The sequence below is a fragment of the Serratia sp. MMO-28 genome (genome assembly GCF_037199905.1).
In the GTDB taxonomy this organism is placed as follows: Bacteria; Pseudomonadota; Gammaproteobacteria; order Enterobacterales; family Enterobacteriaceae; genus Chania; species Chania oryzae.
On record NZ_JBBCVB010000034.1, the window covers coordinates 40310 to 57959 of the forward strand.

15 protein-coding genes are annotated in these 17650 nt (G+C 57.0%); 8 read left to right on the forward strand and 7 right to left on the reverse strand.

Going from position 1 to position 17650, the window contains the following annotated elements; genetic code table 11:
- Positions 1 to 89 precede the first annotated feature (89 nt).
- Positions 90 to 1088 carry an adenosine deaminase gene (gene add, locus WG891_RS23065; RefSeq protein WP_337264644.1) on the forward strand — a complete coding sequence of 333 codons (999 nt, stop codon included), beginning with the start codon at positions 90 to 92 and terminating at the stop codon, positions 1086 to 1088.
- A 41-nt stretch (positions 1089 to 1129) separates the two neighbouring features.
- On the opposite strand, the gene WG891_RS23070 is transcribed toward add, so the two are convergent.
- The 7 genes from WG891_RS23070 to WG891_RS23100 form a co-directional block, all read right to left on the reverse strand.
- Positions 1130 to 1456 carry an NIPSNAP family protein gene (locus tag WG891_RS23070; protein ID WP_337264645.1) on the reverse strand — a complete coding sequence of 109 codons (327 nt, stop codon included), beginning with the start codon at positions 1454 to 1456 and terminating at the stop codon, positions 1130 to 1132.
- Between the two features lie 14 nt (positions 1457 to 1470).
- Entirely contained in the window at positions 1471 to 2469 is a 999-nt protein-coding gene (locus tag WG891_RS23075; RefSeq protein ID WP_337264646.1) for a bile acid:sodium symporter family protein, read from the reverse strand.
- A gap of 341 nt (positions 2470 to 2810) precedes the next feature.
- Entirely contained in the window at positions 2811 to 3851 is a 1041-nt protein-coding gene (locus WG891_RS23080; protein ID WP_337264647.1) for an oxidoreductase, read from the reverse strand.
- A 79-nt stretch (positions 3852 to 3930) separates the two neighbouring features.
- Positions 3931 to 4848, reverse strand: coding sequence for an arabinose operon transcriptional regulator AraC (gene araC / locus WG891_RS23085; protein ID WP_337264648.1), 918 nt, complete (start codon positions 4846 to 4848; stop codon positions 3931 to 3933).
- 144 nt (positions 4849 to 4992) lie between these two features.
- Positions 4993 to 5976 carry an L-arabinose ABC transporter permease AraH gene (gene araH / locus WG891_RS23090; protein WP_076940115.1) on the reverse strand — a complete coding sequence of 328 codons (984 nt, stop codon included), beginning with the start codon at positions 5974 to 5976 and terminating at the stop codon, positions 4993 to 4995.
- A 17-nt stretch (positions 5977 to 5993) separates the two neighbouring features.
- On the reverse strand, positions 5994 to 7517 hold the full coding sequence (araG, locus tag WG891_RS23095) for an L-arabinose ABC transporter ATP-binding protein AraG (protein WP_337264649.1): 1524 nt from the start codon (positions 7515 to 7517) through the stop codon (positions 5994 to 5996).
- A gap of 58 nt (positions 7518 to 7575) precedes the next feature.
- Entirely contained in the window at positions 7576 to 8559 is a 984-nt protein-coding gene (locus tag WG891_RS23100) for an arabinose ABC transporter substrate-binding protein (protein WP_156292216.1), read from the reverse strand.
- A 358-nt stretch (positions 8560 to 8917) separates the two neighbouring features.
- On the opposite strand from WG891_RS23100, the gene WG891_RS23105 reads away from it, so the two are divergent.
- From WG891_RS23105 to rsxC, 7 genes are all read left to right on the forward strand, one after another.
- Positions 8918 to 10591 (forward strand): ribulokinase, encoded by a 1674-nt coding sequence (locus WG891_RS23105; protein ID WP_337264650.1) that lies wholly within the window; start codon positions 8918 to 8920, stop codon positions 10589 to 10591.
- Between the two features lie 32 nt (positions 10592 to 10623).
- A complete protein-coding gene (gene araA, locus WG891_RS23110; RefSeq protein WP_337264651.1) occupies positions 10624 to 12129 on the forward strand; it encodes an L-arabinose isomerase in 1506 nt (501 codons plus the stop codon).
- A gap of 111 nt (positions 12130 to 12240) precedes the next feature.
- Complete coding sequence (locus tag WG891_RS23115; RefSeq protein ID WP_337264652.1) at positions 12241 to 13653, forward strand: glycoside hydrolase family 1 protein; 1413 nt, start codon at positions 12241 to 12243, stop codon at positions 13651 to 13653.
- A gap of 247 nt (positions 13654 to 13900) precedes the next feature.
- A complete protein-coding gene (locus WG891_RS23120; RefSeq protein WP_076940120.1) occupies positions 13901 to 14341 on the forward strand; it encodes a DUF2569 domain-containing protein in 441 nt (146 codons plus the stop codon).
- 123 nt (positions 14342 to 14464) lie between these two features.
- Entirely contained in the window at positions 14465 to 15046 is a 582-nt protein-coding gene (gene rsxA / locus WG891_RS23125; protein WP_076940121.1) for an electron transport complex subunit RsxA, read from the forward strand.
- The gene (gene rsxB, locus WG891_RS23130) at positions 15046 to 15618 is read left to right on the forward strand and encodes an electron transport complex subunit RsxB (RefSeq protein WP_076940122.1); all 573 of its coding nucleotides are present in this window, start codon (positions 15046 to 15048) and stop codon (positions 15616 to 15618) included. The genes rsxA and rsxB overlap by 1 nt, the downstream gene beginning before the upstream one ends.
- Positions 15611 to 17650, forward strand: a 2040-nt coding sequence (gene rsxC, locus WG891_RS23135) for an electron transport complex subunit RsxC (RefSeq protein ID WP_337264653.1), incomplete at its 3' end; no start/stop codon positions are given. The genes rsxB and rsxC, both read left to right, overlap by 8 nt.

Below are 17650 nucleotides of genomic sequence, written 5' to 3' on the forward strand. Positions count from 1 at the left end.
ATTCGAGTTGCCTGCAGGTGACAAAACACCTAGCCAACACCCCAGCAACTTAAAGCATGGCGGGTATAACAACATAACGAGTGCCTAACATGATTGATCCCAAACTGCCGCTTACCGATATCCACCGCCACCTTGATGGCAACATTCGTGCTCAAACCATTCTCGATCTCGGCCGCCAATTTAATCTCACCTTACCCGCCGATGAGTTGGCAGCGTTGCGCCCGCATGTACAAATCACCCATACCGAACCCGATCTGATGAGCTTTCTGCAAAAACTAGATTGGGGCGTAGCCGTGCTGGGCGATCTGGATGCCTGCCGCCGTGTGGCGTATGAAAACGTGGAAGATGCGGCCGATGCTGGCTTGCACTATGCAGAGTTGCGATTCTCGCCCTATTACATGGCACGAAAACACCGCCTGCCCGTGGCTGGCGTTGTGGAAGCGGTGATCGACGGTGTCCACTCCGGCTGCCGCGATCGCAGCATTGATGTACGCCTGATCGGTATCCTGAGCCGCACCTTTGGCGCAGACGTTTGTCAGCAAGAGTTAGAGGGACTACTGGCACACCGTGACGGTGTCACGGCGCTGGATCTGGCTGGCGATGAGTTAAGCTTCCCTGGCAGCCTGTTCCTCAACCATTTCAAGCGCGCCCGCGATGCAGGCCTGCGTATTACCATCCATGCGGGCGAAGCCGCCGGGCCGGAAAGCATCTGGCAGGCGATCCGTGAATTGGGTGCGGAACGTATCGGCCACGGCGTTAAAGCGGTACAGGATCCTGCGCTGATGGATTTCCTGGCCGAGCATGCTATTGGCATTGAATCCTGCCTGACCTCGAATATCCAGACCAGCACGGTGCCTTCGCTAGCTCAACATCCCCTGGCGATCTTCCTGCGCCACGGCATACTAGCCTCCATCAACACCGACGATCCGGCGGTTCAGGGCATTGAGATTGAGCATGAGTACCGCGTGGCTGCGCCACAGGCCGGGTTAACGCCGCAAGAAATCAGCACCGCACAAGAAAACGGCCTGAAAATGGCGTTCCTGACTGCAACAGAAAAACAGGCATTGTGTAAAAAGGTTCAGGGTTAACGAGCGAGATGCCAAGAGGTGGAGAACCCACCTCTTTCTCACTAATCAACCAACGGTAATGTACCATTCTTGTAAGGCAGCACCACTCGGTGGCTTTCTTCAATCAGCGCAACAATCTCGGCGCGAGGGCCTGCGCGCCAGGCGCTGCTGTGGTAGAAATGATGCAACACCTGTTCCATTTCATCGACGCCATCAAACAAACGCATCAGATAATAGGCGTCTGACGCATGCAGTGAGAGGCCATATTTCAATACCACCAACCCCGCCTGATTATGCAATGGCACACTGTGTTCCTGCATAATGGTATGAAAACGTTCACCTGAGCCAGCCTTGAGCCGATATTGCAAGATTTCAACCACTTGAGTCATTGCGTTCCCCATTTTCATTTAGCCGCGACGGCAACTGCCTGCTCTTTCGCCATTTTACGCGCATAGCGCTGTGCCAGAACCGCGCACACCATCAATTGCACCTGGTGAAAGATCATCAGAGGCAACACCATCGCCCCAACGGCCGCGGCCGGGAACAGCACGTTGGCCATCGGGATGCCGTTGGCCAGGCTCTTTTTCGAACCGCAAAACACAATGGTGATCTCATCGGCGGTATTGAACCCCAACCCACGCGCGGCGTAGGTATTGATAATCAACACCACCGTCAGCAACACTAATGACATCACCAGGATCGTCAACAGCGACCAGCCATCAATGGTGTGCCAGATCCCCTCTACCACCGCCGCACTGAACGCGGTATACACCACCAGCAATATTGATGAACGGTCGGTAATATTAATCAGTTTGCGGTGGCGATCGACCCATTTGCCGATCAATGGCCGGGCCAAGTGACCAACAATAAACGGCACCATCAATTGCAGGATGATCGCCCCAATGGCGTGCAGCACATCGGTATCACCTCCCTGGGTATGCATCAGCGCCCCGACCAGCAACGGTGAAAGAAACACACCGAGAATGCTGGAGGCCGAAGCGCTGCAAATCGCCGCCGCCACATTGCCCCCCGCGGCAGAGGTGAAGGCGATCGCCGATTGCACCGTCGCCGGCAGCGCGCATAAATAGAGGAACCCCAGATAAACGGTTGGCGTCATCACGCTCGGTACCAGCAGATTCATTGCCAGCCCCAGCAATGGAAACAGGGCAAAGGTGCTAAGGAACACGACCAGGTGCAGCTTCCAATGGCTCATACCGGCAATAATCGCCTCGCGTGAAAGCTTGGCACCGTGCATAAAGAACAGCAATGCGATTGCAGCAGTGGTCAGGCGGGCAAAAAAGGTTTTCCATATCCCTTCGCAGGGGAAAATCGAAGCGACAAGCACCACCAGCACGAGTACCAGCAGAAACTTGTCGATACGCAAACGTTGCAACCAGGACATTTCAGCGAGATTCCTTGAACACAGGTTCTATTGCGGGCGCAGCACAGCCTGCTGCACCCATCGTCTATACCCTTCATACTTCAAGTTGCTTGGGTGTTGGCTTTGTTACTCGGCCCATCCGTGGGCCTCGCCCCTTCGGGGCCGCTGCAAGCAGCGTTCAAATCTGCTCCTGGCAGATTTGTCGTTCACCCCAGTCACTTACCTGAGTAAGCGCCTGGGGCTTATGAGCCTCTTCGAGGCTCACCCTACGGGCCAGCGCAAGCGCTGTTCAAATCAGTCTTTGACTGATTTGTCACTCCGTTGCCGCCTACAAGCAACTCGAATTATTTTGGGTATAGGTGTTAAGCGACCGGCAGCGCTTTTTGCTGCTTGGCGGATTCGATGCCCAGCTCGATCATTTCCATCACGCTGATGGCTTCGCTGGCCGGTACCGGGTTGCGGCCGACACCGTTGATCGCATCACGGATCGCAGCGTAATAGGCGGGATAGTTACCGGGAATGGTCAACAAGGGTTGTTCCACTAACGCACCATTGCGTGACAACGTCACCAAGCCGTCGCGCATATCGTACCCCCAATCCTCCTGCGGCAAGCGCTCTCCGGCCTTCAGGCGATCTTCCTGCGGATCCAAACCAAACTTGACGAAACTGCCCTGCGTACCATGCACGATATAGCGCGCGGATGCGGCAGGAGCCAGCACCGTGCTATGTAGCACCACGCGGCGCTTGCTGTATTTCAGCACCGCATGGAAGTAATCCACTGACTGTGAACCCGGGCGCATCTCACCGAGATCGACAAACAGCGTTTCCGGCTTGCCGAACAACTGCAACGCCTGGTCGATCAGATGTGGCCCCAAGTCGAACCAGATACCGCTGCCCGCGCCTGCTTGCTCACGCCAACGCTGACGTATTTCCGGGCGGAAGCGATCGAAATGAGATTCGAAATACACCACTTCCCCGAGCGAGCCTTCTTTTAATAACGCTTTCAGCGTCAGAAAATCGCTGTCCCAACGGCGGTTATGGAATACCGAAAGCAGCAGGCCGCTCTGTTCCGCCTGCTGTTGCAACTGCTGCGCTTGTGACAACGTCACGGTAAAGGGTTTATCAACCACCACATGTTTACCGGCGGCCAATGCCTGCTGTGCCAAGGGGAAGTGCGTGTCGTTAGGGGTCGGGATGACAATCAGGTCAATGGACGGATCGCTAAACAGTGCCAGGGGATCGCTCACCACCGTCATTAGCGGCCAGTCGGCATGCACCTTAGCGGCGTCGCTGCTGGAGACGGCGGCCAGCTCCACGCCGGGCGTTCCCACAAGCAAAGGTGCATGAAATGTTTTACTGGCGTAGCCGTAACCGACCAGCCCAACGCGGATTTTCTCAGCCATGGTGTTCCTCTCTTGCCTACACATCGATTAACGCGATTTGACACCATGGCGCGGGCAGTCACAAGCAGTAAATTCAACGTTAACGGGATGCCGTTGCTAAAGCGCGATCGCCAAAGCCGTTCGCCGGGTAATTGATTTCCAGGCTACGGCGGCGGAAATCGCTCGGGCTGACGCCCACCCGCTTGCGAAATACCCGCGAGAAATAGAGCTGATCGTCATATCCCACCACCCGACCGATGGTGGCGATCGACTCCTGCGTGGTCTGCAACAGCAGTTTGGCGCGGATCACCCGCTGATCTTCACGCCAGCGCAGAATGTTGATCCCCACCTGCTCGCGGAACAGGTGCGCCAGGCGCGATGGCGACAGGCAAACGTGGCGTGCCACTTCATCAATGCGCAACTCACCGGCCAGGTTGCCGGTAATAAACTGGCAGGCTTCGATCACCCGTGGATCCATAATCCTCTGCGGGCTGAGAGGGTCTTCTTCCATCGCCCGCAGCAGCAGGCGTTCGAGCAGGTTCATGCCCATCTCTTCGGCAAAGCGGCGGCCGGAGCGCTGAGTCTGCTCGATATTGGCAAACAGCCGATCAAACTCCAGCAACAGATTATTGTTCGGCAACGTCAGGCGGCCCACCTGATGGGTTTTGCTGTGCCACTCCAGCCAGTCGGCCCAGTAGGCACGCGGGCGGAAGTAAACCCAGCGGTGATACCAGCAGTCGCTTTCTGGCGAGCGGCCATAGTAGTGCGCCGCCTTGGGCGGAAACAGCAGCAGGTCGCCAGGATTGCAGTAAAAAGTATCTTCACCGTCAAACACTTTACCCTGGCCTTTGATGGTTAGATTGAGGATATAACCTTTCATCCCACCGGGGCGATCGATAAAGAAATCCAGCGGCCCGTCAGCCATGATCGGCGTCAGCCCAGCGACCAGATAGGCATTGAAAGTGTAACCCGGCAACAGCGGATTCGGTTGAGGTTCCTGAACTATGCGATGGTACATCTGGCCTCCGAAAGTATCATGCTTATATTCCCTCACCCTAACCCTCTCCCCAAGGGAGAGGGAATTGAGCGTGCCGTAAAGCTATAGCGAGTTTATCAGCCAGAGTGAAGGCCGCTCGGGCCGATAGCAAAACTGCGCTGTGCCTCACACCGTGCGTTTGGCTTTCTGTTTGTAGCGGTCAAAAATCACCGCCGCCAGCAGGATCACGCCGCGCACCACGTACTGCGAGAACGGCGAAATATTCAACAGGTTCATGGCATTTTCCACCGTTCCCAGGATCAGCACCCCGGCGATCACGTAAGAAATCTTGCCGATCCCACCTTTAAGCGATACCCCACCCAGCACGCAGGCAGAAATCACGATCAACTCATAGCCGATCGAGGTCATCGGTTGGCCGCTGGTCATGCGCGAAGCCAGAACAATCCCCGCCACCGCCGACACCAACCCGGAAAGCACAAAGATGATAATTTTGGTGCGCACCACCGGCACCCCGGCCAAGCGCGCCGCCTCTTCGTTACCGCCAATCGCCAGCGTATTGCGGCCAAAGGTGGTTTTGTTCAGCAGGAAGCCAAACAGGATCAGGCAGACCACGGTGAGCCAGATCGGCGCAGGCAACCCCAGCCAGTTGGTGTTCCCCAGAACAAAGAAACGCTCATCTTCGATCCCCACCGCTTTGCCGTCGGAGATGATATAAGCCAGCCCACGGAAGATCTGCATGGTGGCCAACGTGGTGATCAGGGCGTTGATTTTCAGCCGGGCGATCACAAAACCGTTGATCAGCCCGGAGAGCACGCCGAGCAATAGCCCTGCCGTGACGCCAATCCACAGGCTTTCGGTCATGTTGATCACCACCGCAGTGGTAACCCCCGCGCAGGCGATCACCGAGGCTACCGACAGATCGAAGTCGCCAGAGGCCAGGCAGAACAGCATGCCGCAGGCCACCATGCCGGACATGGAGATCGCCAGGCCCAAGCCTTTCATATTGATAAAACTGCCAAAGTTTGGCACAAACAGCGCACAGACAATAAACAGCACGGCAAATACCACCAGCATGCCGTAGCTGTCCCAGATCCGCGCCAGCCCTTGGCCGCTGCGGTTTTTTACCGAATGGGTTGTCATGGTCGACATCTCTTTCTCCTTCACAATCAGGCCACCGCCGCAGCGATATTAGGGGTGTTCAGCATTGCCAGGCTGAGGGCCAGTTCCTCAGTGGCATCATCATGGCTTAGCTCACCGGAAATGGCCCCTTCACGCATCACGACGATGCGATCCGCCAGCCCCAGTACTTCAGGTAAATCACTGGAAGCGAACAGCACTGCAATACCCTGCTGCGCCAACTCATAGATCACGTGGTAGATCTCATGCTTTGCCCCCACGTCAATACCGCGCGTCGGTTCATCCAGCAGGATCACCTTCATCTCCTCCGACAGCCAACGGCCCAGGATCGCCTTCTGCTGGTTGCCGCCGGAAAGGTTCATAATCAGCTGTTCAGCACTGGGCGTTTTGATATTGAGCGCACGAATGTGGTGATCGGCATTGCGGGTTTCCCAGGCGTTATTGATCAGGCAACCGGCTTTGATACTTTTGCGCCGCGCGCTGATGTTGATATTGTCACGTACCGAGTGCACCGGAATGATGCCGTCAACCTTGCGATCTTCCGGGCAGAGCATGATCCCGGCACGGATAGCATCGATTGGGGAGCGGATCGTCAGCGGCCGCCCGTCCAGCAGCAAACGGCCAGCGTTGACCGCTGTGGCACCGAAAATCCCCTTCATCAGTTCACTACGCCCGGCCCCCACCAGGCCAAACAGGCCGACAATCTCCCCGGCACGCACGCTGAGATCGATCGGGGTTTTTACCCCCATGGCTTTGAAACCATCCAACTGCAGACGCACAGCGCCCATTTCACGCGGCTGATAGCCATAAACGTCGCCGAGATCGCGCCCCACCATGGCCTGCACCAGTTGAGCGTTATTCACCTGCTGCATATCGTCGAAGGTACGCACGTAGCGGCCATCTTTAAACACGGTGATCGCATCGCTGAGGGCAAAAATCTCCTCCATACGGTGCGAGACGTACAGGATCACCCGTCCTTCGGCACGCAGTTCGCGGATCACCCGGAACAGTTGTTCAATCTCACGGGCAGACAGCGAACTGGTGGGCTCATCAAAGGCAATCACTTTGGCGTTGCGCGCCAGCGCCTTGGCGATCTCCACCATCTGCCACTGGCCGATCGACAGGTATTTCAGCGGCGTATCCGGATCGATATCCAGCCCAAGATGCTCCAGCTGTAGCCGGGCCTCGTAGCGCAGCAGTTTGCGATCCACCAGCCCAAGCTTGGTGGGCAGTTGGCCAAGGTAGATGTTCTCGGCCACCGTCATTTCCGGTACCAGATGCAATTCCTGATAGATAATCGCCACACCGGCGTTCAAGGCTTCGGTGGTATTGGCAAACTGTACCGGCTGGCCATTGAGAATGATTTCACCCTGGCTCGGAGCGTAGTTGCCGCTGAGGATCTTCAACAGCGTGGATTTGCCCGCACCGTTTTCCCCCATAAGCGCGTGGATCTGCCCGGCCTGACAGCTGAAGCTGATATCATCCAGTGCTTTTACGCCGGGGAAGCTTTTACCGATGCCTTTGAAAGCCAGATAGGGCGTTACAGCGGTCATAATGCTTTCCTCATGGTGTTGACACAACGCCGCCCGCGTAACGCAGGCGGCACAACAATTACATCAGGCCTTTTTTCTGCAGTTCGGTTTTAAAGTTGTCGCGTGTGATCAGCACCACGTCGGTCACTTCGGTGAATTTCTGCGGTTCCACGCCTTTTTCTACCCAGTCATGCAGCATCTGGATGCTCTTGTAACCGTGGATGTCCGGGCTTGGCAGTAAAGATCCATAGAAACCGGTCGCCTGCGCTTTCGAGAGTTCGCTCACCGCGTCAACGCCGTTGATGCCGATGCCGATCACGTTCGGCGCTTTGAAGCCCTGGCCTTCGGTGGCGCGCACGCCGCCCAGCACGGTGTTGTCGTTCATGCCGACGATCAGCCAGTTTTTCACTTCAGGGTGCTGCACCAACATTGAGTTGGCGGCATCGAATGCCCCTGGAATGTCGTTAGATTTGGTAGGGACTTTATAGATCTGTTTTTCTGGGAAACCCGCGGCTTTCAACGCTGCCATGGAGCCCCCGGTGCGGCGGCGGGCGGTATCCAGCTCATCGGCGGTGATCGCCATCACGCCGGTTTCGGCCACTTTCCAGCCGCGTTTGTGCATCTCATTCCACAGTTCCTGGCCCTGGCGCTCACCAATTTTGGTCGCTGCCATCATCACCAAAGGTACCGTGTCCATCGGTGCGCCTTTGGCGGTAACGAACTGATCGTCAACGGCAATCACTTTCAGATCGTAACTGCGCGCCTTGGCAACAATCGCCGAACCGAGTTTGGGATCGGGGGTACAAATTACAAAGCCTTTCGCCCCGCTGGCCGCCAGGCTGTCGATGGCGTTCAGGGTTTTTTCGCCGTCCGGTACGGCGATTTTGATCACCTCAAAACCCAAATCTTTACCGGCCTTATCGGCAAATTTCCATTCGGTCTGGAACCAGGGTTCCTCTGGCTGTTTGACTAAAAAGCCCAGCTTCATGGTCTCGGCGATAGCCGAATGTGACATAACCGCCGTCAAACCGATTACCGCCAGTGCCTTAGTGAATTTATGCATGATGCTCTCCGCTGTATTGTTTTCTGCAGCTTTGAAACGGGCCTGCTGTGAAAACGTTATCATTAGGGTGTTTATCACGGCGTGGCGCTTATTGCGCGCCCTCTTCCGCTCTCAACAGTAAGACGGGATCAGTTTTAACGGGTATTTGTTACTCAAATGTAGAGCGCTATCACATCCAGGAATAACAGCAGATAGATCCATATATTTAGCAAATTTGGCCAAGCGATAACTTTTGACTGCCATCACAAAATCACTGCAGGAAGCAGAAAAGTGCATACTTCCAGCTAACCACTCCTCACCTGCCCACTGCCCACGCTCCTATCGTTAACCACTGTCTAACAACTAAGGAGTCAGCATCATGACGGCAGGCGCGATCACCCTGGGACTGGACTTCGGCAGCGATTCAGTACGGGTACTGGCTGTCGAGTGTCATAACGGCAATGAACTGGATACCGAGGTGGTCTACTACCCTCGCTGGCAACGCGGTGAATTCTGCTGCGCTGCAGAAAACCAGTTCCGCCACCATCCGCTTGACTATATCGAAGCCATGGAACAAGCGATTGTTGCCGTGGTGCAACGCATGAATCCTGCGCAACGGCAAGCGGTGATCGGCATTGGCGTCGACTCCACCGGTTCCACCCCCGCGCCGATCGATGAAAATGGCGATGTGCTGGCGTTGCGCCCGGAGTTTGCCAGCAACCCCAACGCCATGTTCGTGTTGTGGAAAGATCACACCGCGATTGAAGAAGCCGATGCCATTAACCAACTGTGCCGCAGCGGCGATTTCCCCGATTATTCACGTTACATCGGCGGTGTTTATTCCTCTGAGTGGTTCTGGGCCAAGATCCTGCACGTTTCACGCCAGGACGCCGCCGTCCGTCACGCCGCAGCCTCTTGGGTGGAACTGTGCGACTGGGTGCCCGCCCTGCTTTCTGGCACCACCGCGCCACAGCAACTGAAGCGCGGCCGTTGCAGCGTGGGGCATAAAACCCTGTGGCACCCAGACTGGGGGGGTTTGCCGCCAAAAGGTTTTTTCGCCGCGCTGGATCCGTTGCTGGTGAACGATCTGCCCTATCCGCTGTTTACCGACTCTTACACCGCCGATCTGCCCGTTGGCACGTTGACCAAAGAGTGGGCGCAGCGCCTGGGGCTATCTGAAAGCGTGGTGCTTTCCGGCGGCGCCTTTGACTGCCACATGGGGGCAGTCGGTGCCGGAGCCCAGCCTTACACGCTGGTGAAAGTGATTGGCACCTCCACCTGCGACATTCTGATTGCCGATCGTCAGCGAGTGGGCGAGCGCGCCATTGGCGGGATCTGCGGCCAGGTGGACGGCAGCGTGGTGCCGCACACCATCGGCATGGAAGCAGGGCAATCCGCCTTTGGCGATATGTATGCCTGGTTCAGCCGTCTGCTGAGCTGGCCGTTGCGCGAAGCCGCCAAAGATCAGCCACAGTTGCAGGCGCAGCTGCAGCAGATCGAGAACGGCATGCTGTCAGCGCTGACTACCGCCTGGGCGGCAAACCCGTCTCTCGACCACTTGCCGATCGTGCTGGACTGGTTCAACGGCCGCCGCACGCCCTATGCCAACCAGCGTCTCAAAGGGGTGATTGCCGATCTGAACCTCGGCACCGATGCCCCGACCCTGTTTGGTGGCTTTATCGCCGCCACGGCGTTTGGCGCGCGCGCCATCATGGAATGTTTTGAACAGCAGGATATCCCCGTCGACAACGTGCTGGCATTAGGCGGCATTGCGCGCAAATCGCCGGTGATCATGCAGGTTTGTGCCGACGTAATGAACCGTCCGTTGCAGATCGTCGCCTCCGATCAGTGCTGCGCGCTGGGCGCGGCGATCTTCGCCGCCGTCGCCGCCAAACATTTCTGCAGCGTCCCACAGGCACAGCAGAAGATGGCCTGCAGCATTGAACGCACCATGCAGCCCGACCCACAGCGTGCGGCACGTTATCAGCAACTGTATGAGCGCTATCAGCAGTGGTGCCAGGCCGCTGAGCCGCGCTACGCCGCACAGCATTAATACACACTTAACCCTATTATCAGGAGTCTTTGATGGACGTCTTTAAACAACGTGAAGTCTGGTTCGTGATCGGCAGCCAGCATCTGTATGGCCCAAAAACCTTGCAGCAGGTAAAAGAAAACGCCGAACAGGTGGTCAACAGCCTGAATCGCGAAGCGGGCCTGCCGGTGAAACTGGTGCTGAAACCCCTTGTTACCACCCCGGATGAGATCACCGCCGTCTGCCGCGATGCCAACTATCACCAGGGCTGCATCGGCATTCTCACCTGGCTGCACACCTTCTCACCGGCCAAAATGTGGATTGCCGGGCTGTCGATCCTCAACAAACCGCTGTTGCAGTTCCACACCCAGTTCAACGCTGAAATTCCCTGGAACAGCATGGATATGGACTTTATGAACCTGAACCAGACCGCTCACGGCGGCCGTGAGTTCGGATTTATTGGCGCACGCATGCGCCAGCAGCACAGCGTGATTGCCGGGCATTGGCAGGATCCTGCCGCCCATCGGCGTATCGCCCAGTGGATGCGCGTAGCCGCCGCCAAGCAGGAGAGCCAGCAATTGAAGGTGGCGCGTTTCGGCGACAATATGCGTGAAGTGGCGGTGACCGAGGGCGACAAAGTCGGCGCGCAGATCCAGTTTGGTTATTCGGTCAACGCCTATGGCATCGGTGATTTGGTCAGCGTGATTAACGAAGTGAACAAAGGCGAAATCGATACGCTGATCGAAGAGTACGAAGCCAGCTATGAGCTGAGCGATGCCGTGAAAGCCAACGGAGCGAAACGTGAGAACCTGCTTGACGCCGCCCGTATCGAACTGGGGATGAAACGCTTCCTGGAACAAGGCCAGTTCCATGCGTTTACCACCAACTTTGAAAACTTGCACGGCATGAAACAGTTGCCGGGGTTGGCGGTGCAACGCCTGATGCAGCAAGGTTACGGCTTTGGTGCCGAGGGCGACTGGAAAACCGCCGCCCTGCTGCGCATCCTGAAAGTGATGGGGGCCGGATTGCACGGTGGGACCTCGTTTATGGAGGATTACACCTACAACTTCCAGCCTGGTAACGATCTGGTGGTCGGTTCACATATGCTGGAAGTATGCCCATCGATCGCCAAAGAGAAAAAGCCGTTGCTGGATGTTCAGCCCCTGGGCATCGGTGGCAAAGCCGATCCAGCACGGTTGATTTTCTCTACCCCGGCAGGCCCGGCGGTGAATGCCAGCCTGATCGACATGGGCGATCGTTTCCGCCTGCTGGTGAATCAGGTCGATGCGATTGAGCAACCTCACCCGATGCCGAAACTGCCGGTGGCCCGCGCCATCTGGCGGGCGCAGCCAACGCTGGCAACGGCGGCTGAAGCCTGGATCCTCGGCGGCGGTGCGCACCATACGGTGTTCTCGCAGGCGATCAATGCCGATGACCTGCGCCTGTATGCCGAGATGCATAATATCGAGTTCCTGCTGATCGATCACGCCACCACCCTGCCAGCCTTCAAGAACGAGATCCGCTGGAATGAAGTTTACTATCAGTTGAATCGCCGCTAACCCTGCCACAAAACTGCAACCGGTTTCAGAAACCGGTTGCAAACACATTTCCGATCCACATAAACTATCCTCAATGTTGGTTTGTTGTTTCCTAACAAAGAGAGAATAGTTATGTCTGCTTTCCCGAAAGATTTCCTCTGGGGTGCGGCTACCGCAGCCTATCAGGTTGAAGGTGCGCATGATGTTGACGGTAAAGGCCCTTCCATCTGGGATACCTTCTCCCATCTGCCCGGCACCACCTATCAAGGCACCAATGGCGATGTCGCCGTCGATCACTATCATCGTTTCCGTGAAGACGTGGCGCTGATGGCAGAGATGGGCATGCAGAGCTACCGTTTCTCCATCTCATGGCCGCGCCTGCTGCCGCAGGGCCGTGGCACCATTAACGAAGCCGGGGTGAAGTTCTACAGCGATCTGATCGATGCCCTGCTGGAGCACAACATCGAGCCGATGATCACCCTGTACCACTGGGATCTACCGCAGGCGCTGCAGGACGAGGGCGGCTGGGAAGCTCGCAGCACCGCAGAAGCCTTCGAAGAATATGCGCGCCTGTGCTACCAGCGCTATGGCGATCGCGTCAAACTCTGGTCAACCTTCAATGAAACCGTGTGCTTTATCGGCTTCGGTTACATCACCGGCGGCCACCCACCGGGCGTGAAAAACCCGGCGCGTGCGCTGCAGGCTTGTCACCACGTGTTTGTTGCGCACGCCAAAGCAGTCGCCGCATTCCGCACCAGCGGCATTGATGGCAAGATCGGCTTCGTCAACGTGTTGCAGACTCATACTCCGCTCAGCCAGTCTGCGGAAGATCTGGCCGCCTATCAGTTGGCGGAGGGCATATTCACCCACTGGCTGTACGATCCGGTGCTGAAAGGGGAATACCCGGCGGAACTGCTGGCGCAGGCGCAGGCAGTGTGGGGCGTGCCGCAATTTGCCCCGGGTGATGAACAGTTGCTACGTGACAATATCTGCGACTTTATCGGCCTGAACTACTATAAGCGCGAAACCATCGCCGCCAACCATCATGAATCGCACCTGACCATGAACACCTCTGGCGAGAAAGGCAAAGGCCATCAGCAGGGTAACGAGTTCGGCTTCAAAGGGCTGTTCAAGTTCGTGCGTAACCCGAACGGGGTTTACACCGATTGGGACTGGGAAATTTACCCGCAGGGCCTGACCGAAGGCATCATGAACATCAAGGCGCGTTACGGCGATATTCCTATGTATATCACCGAGAACGGCCTGGGTGCCAAAGACCCGATTATCGATGGCGAAGTGGTGGATGACGATCGTATCGACTATCTGCGCCAGCATATTGGGGCAATTGAAGATGCCATCAACCAAGGCGCGGACGTGCGCGGCTATTATCCGTGGTCGTTTATCGATTTGCTGAGCTGGCTCAATGGCTTCCAGAAGCAGTACGGCTTTGTGTACGTTGATCACAACAAAGGCCTGGCGCGCCAGCGCAAGAAGAGCTTCTTCTGGTATCAGAAGCTGATCGGGAGCAATGGGGCTGAGCGGTAACTTTCTCCATGGGCGCAACCTATTGCGCCCATTTACTCTAAATAATTCGAGTTGCCTGTAGGCGGCAAGTCCGAGAGTCGCCAGGAGCATAGGCCACTATGTGACTGGTGCGAGCGGACGTAGCCAACACCCAGGCAACTTGAAGTATGACGAGTAAATCCATCTGATTGACATTGATGACGAACCGGCCATTACCCGTTAAGCTATGCGGCTTACCATGCTAAATCATGTCACTCAGGATACCGTTATGACTCAAGCTGAATACTCCCGCATCGGCGGTTGGCTGCTGGCCCCCATGGCCTATCTGATCGTCACCCTGCTCAGCGCCAGCCTGATGTTGATGCTGTACGGTATGGCGATCTTTATGCCGGAATCGCGCGAATATCTGATCACCAACGCCCAGGCATTTACCCTGCAGTGGTATTTCTCGGTGCTCACCGCGCTGGTGATGTGGTGCTTTACCCTGTATCTGCTGCGGCTGTTCTGCCAACGCTCGCGGCGCTTCCCGAAACTGTTTCTGCTCTGGTTGCTGATCACTGTGCTGCTGGCGATCAAAGCCTTCGCTTTCTCTCCGGTATCGGATGAGATGGCGGTGCGCAGCCTTATGTGGCCGCTGCTGATGGCCGCCTTGCTGGTGCCTTATATCAAACGTTCCAAACGCGTAATAGGCACATTTACCGAACGCTAAGCATTCCGCAGGGCAAATTTTCATCAAAAGACACAAAAAAGCGCTATACCCCTGCGATTCATCGGTTGTCGTTATGCCGCCAATTCCCGATAATAGGCGGCTTTTATTTTTTTAGGCATCGCAATGACCGAATACCTGCTTCTGTTTGTCGGCACCGTGCTGGTGAATAACTTTGTCCTGGTGAAGTTTCTGGGCCTGTGCCCATTTATGGGCGTTTCCAAAAAACTGGAAAGCGCCATCGGCATGGGCATGGCCACCACCTTCGTGATGACCCTGGCTTCTGTCTGTTCCTGGCTCATCAACAGCTTTATCCTGATCCCGCTGGATCTGGTGTATCTGCGCACGCTGTCCTTCATCCTGGTGATCGCCGTTGTGGTGCAATTTACCGAAATGGTGGTGCGCAAGACCAGCCCGGCGCTGTATCGCCTGCTGGGGATCTTTCTGCCGCTGATCACCACCAACTGCGCCGTGCTGGGCGTTGCGCTGCTTAACGTCAATCTGGGCTACAACTTCCTGCAGTCTGCGGTATATGGCTTCAGCGCTGCCGCAGGTTTCTCGCTGGTGATGGTGCTGTTCGCTGCCATCCGTGAACGCCTGGCCGTCGCAGACGTGCCAGCCCCCTTCCGTGGTTCTTCGATCGCGCTGATCACCGCCGGGCTGATGTCATTGGCCTTTATGGGCTTTACCGGGTTGGTGAAATTCTAATGACTGCGTTGTGGATAGCGATTGCCGCATTGAGTGCATTAGGGCTGCTGTTCGGCGTGCTGCTGGGTTTTGCCGCGCGCCGTTTTGAAGTGGAAGAAGATCCGGTGGCCGAGCAGGTGGATGAGATCCTGCCGCAGAGCCAGTGTGGTCAATGTGGCTATCCCGGCTGCCGCCCGTATGCCGAAGCCGTCGCCAACGGCGAGATGATCAACAAATGTGCCCCCGGTGGCGAGCAGGTGATGCTGAAGCTGGCCGAGCTGCTCAACGTTGAACCACAGCCGTTGGATGGCGAAGCCGTGGCCGAGCCGGTGCGCAAAGTGGCGTTTATCGATGAAGCCAACTGCATCGGCTGCACCAAATGCATCCAGGCCTGCCCGGTTGACGCCATCGTTGGCGCCACGCGCGCCATGCACACGGTGATTACCGATCTCTGTACCGGCTGCGACCTGTGCGTTGCGCCCTGCCCAACCGATTGTATTGAAATGAAACCGGTCGCCACCACTACCGCCAGTTGGAAGTGGGATATGCAGGCTATTCCGGTGCAAGTGATTCACGTGGAGCCACATGTTTAATCTGTTCACCGCCTTTAAAAAAGACCGGATTTGGGATTTCGACGGGGGTATTCATCCACCCGAAATGAAGACCCAATCCAGCGGTGTGCCGCTGCGCGTGGTTCCCCTGCCCGCCGTATTTATTATCCCGCTGCAACAGCATTTGGGGCCGGAAGGCGAACTGTGCGTTAAGGCTGGCGATCGCGTCTTGAAAGGCCAACCGCTGACCTTTGGCCGCGGCCGCACGTTGCCCGTACACGCTCCCACGTCAGGCACCATCCGCGCCATTGAACCCCATGTCACCGCCCATCCTTCAGGATTGGCAGAGCTGTGCGTGATCATCGAACCGGACGGTGAAGATCGTTGGTGTGAACTGGCGCCGGTGGCAGATTACCGCCAATTGGATGCGGCAGAGCTGATGCAACGTATCCACCAAGCCGGAATTGCGGGCCTAGGCGGGGCCGGCTTTCCCACCGCCAGTAAATTGCAGGGCGGCCAAGGTGTAGAAACGCTGATCCTGAATGCCGCCGAGTGCGAACCCTACATTACCGCCGACGATCGGCTGATGCAGGAACATGCCGATCAGATTATTGAAGGCACCCAGATCCTGCGCCATCTGCTGCAACCCAAGCTGACGCTGATCGGCATTGAAGACAACAAACCGCAGGCGATCGCTGCATTACAAGCCGCATTGCGTGACCATACTGATATCGCACTGCGCGTTATTCCTACCAAATACCCTTCCGGCGGGGCCAAGCAGTTAACCAAGATCCTGACCGGCAAAGAGGTGCCGCATGGCAAGCATTCGTCTGCTATCGGCGTACTGATGCAAAACGTCGGCACCGCGTTCGCCATCAAACGCGCGATTATCGATGGTGAACCGCTGATTGAACGTGTGGTGACCCTGACGGGTGCCGCCATGAGCCAGCCCGGCAACGTCTGGGCACGCCTCGGCACACCGGTGCAACATCTGTTGGCGTTTGGCGGTTGCCAGCCGCAGCCACAGCAGATGGTGATCATGGGCGGCCCGCTGATGGGCTTTACCCTGCCTTCGCTGAATGTGCCGGTGGTGAAAATCAGCAACTGCCTGCTGGCACCCACGATCGACGAAATGGCCCCGCAGGAACAGGAGCAATCCTGTATCCGTTGCGGATTATGCGTTGATGCCTGCCCGGCCGGGCTGTTGCCACAACAGCTGTACTGGTTCAGCAAAGGCGGTGAACACGAGAAAGCGCGCAACCATAATCTGTTCGACTGCATTGAATGCGGCGCATGTGCTTATGTCTGCCCAAGTAATATTCCGCTGGTGCAGTATTACCGCCAGGAGAAAGCCGAGATTAAGGCGCAGGATCAGGAAGCAGCCCGCGCAGCAGAAGCCAAGGCACGTTATGAAGCTAAATTGGCCCGCTTAGAGCGTGAAAAACTCGCGCGCGAAGAACGCCATAAAAAAGCGGCGGTGAAGCTGACTGACAGCGAGCAGAATGCCGTCAGTGCCGCTTTAGCGCGCGTGCGCAGTAAGAACAGTGAAGCCGCTGGTGTGGTAATCAATGGGCAAGAGCCAGATAACAGTGCCGCCATTGCCGCTCGTGAGGCGCGTAAAGCACAGGCCAGAGAGCGCAAAGCTCAGGCGGTGCAAGCAACTCCGGCAATCACAGAGCTGACAGAAGCAGCCGATCCGCGCAAAGCCGCGGTAGCCGCCGCACTCGCGCGCGTGAAGGCCAAAAAGGCCGCGCAGCAGGAAGCACAGGCCGCAGCGGCTGAACCTGCCGCAGAAGACGATCCGCGCAAAGCCGCGGTAGCCGCCGCACTCGCACGCGTTAAAGCCAAAAAGGCCGCGCAGCAGGAAGCGCAGGCCGCAGCGGCTGAACCTGCCGCAGAAGACGATCCGCGTAAAGCCGCGGTAGCCGCCGCACTCGCACGCGTGAAGGCCAAAAAGGCCGCACAGCAGGAAGCACAGGCCGCAGCGGCTGAACCTGCCGCAGAAGACGATCCGCGCAAAGCCGCGGTAGCCGCCGCACTCGCACGCGTTAAAGCCAAAAAGGCCGCGCAGCAG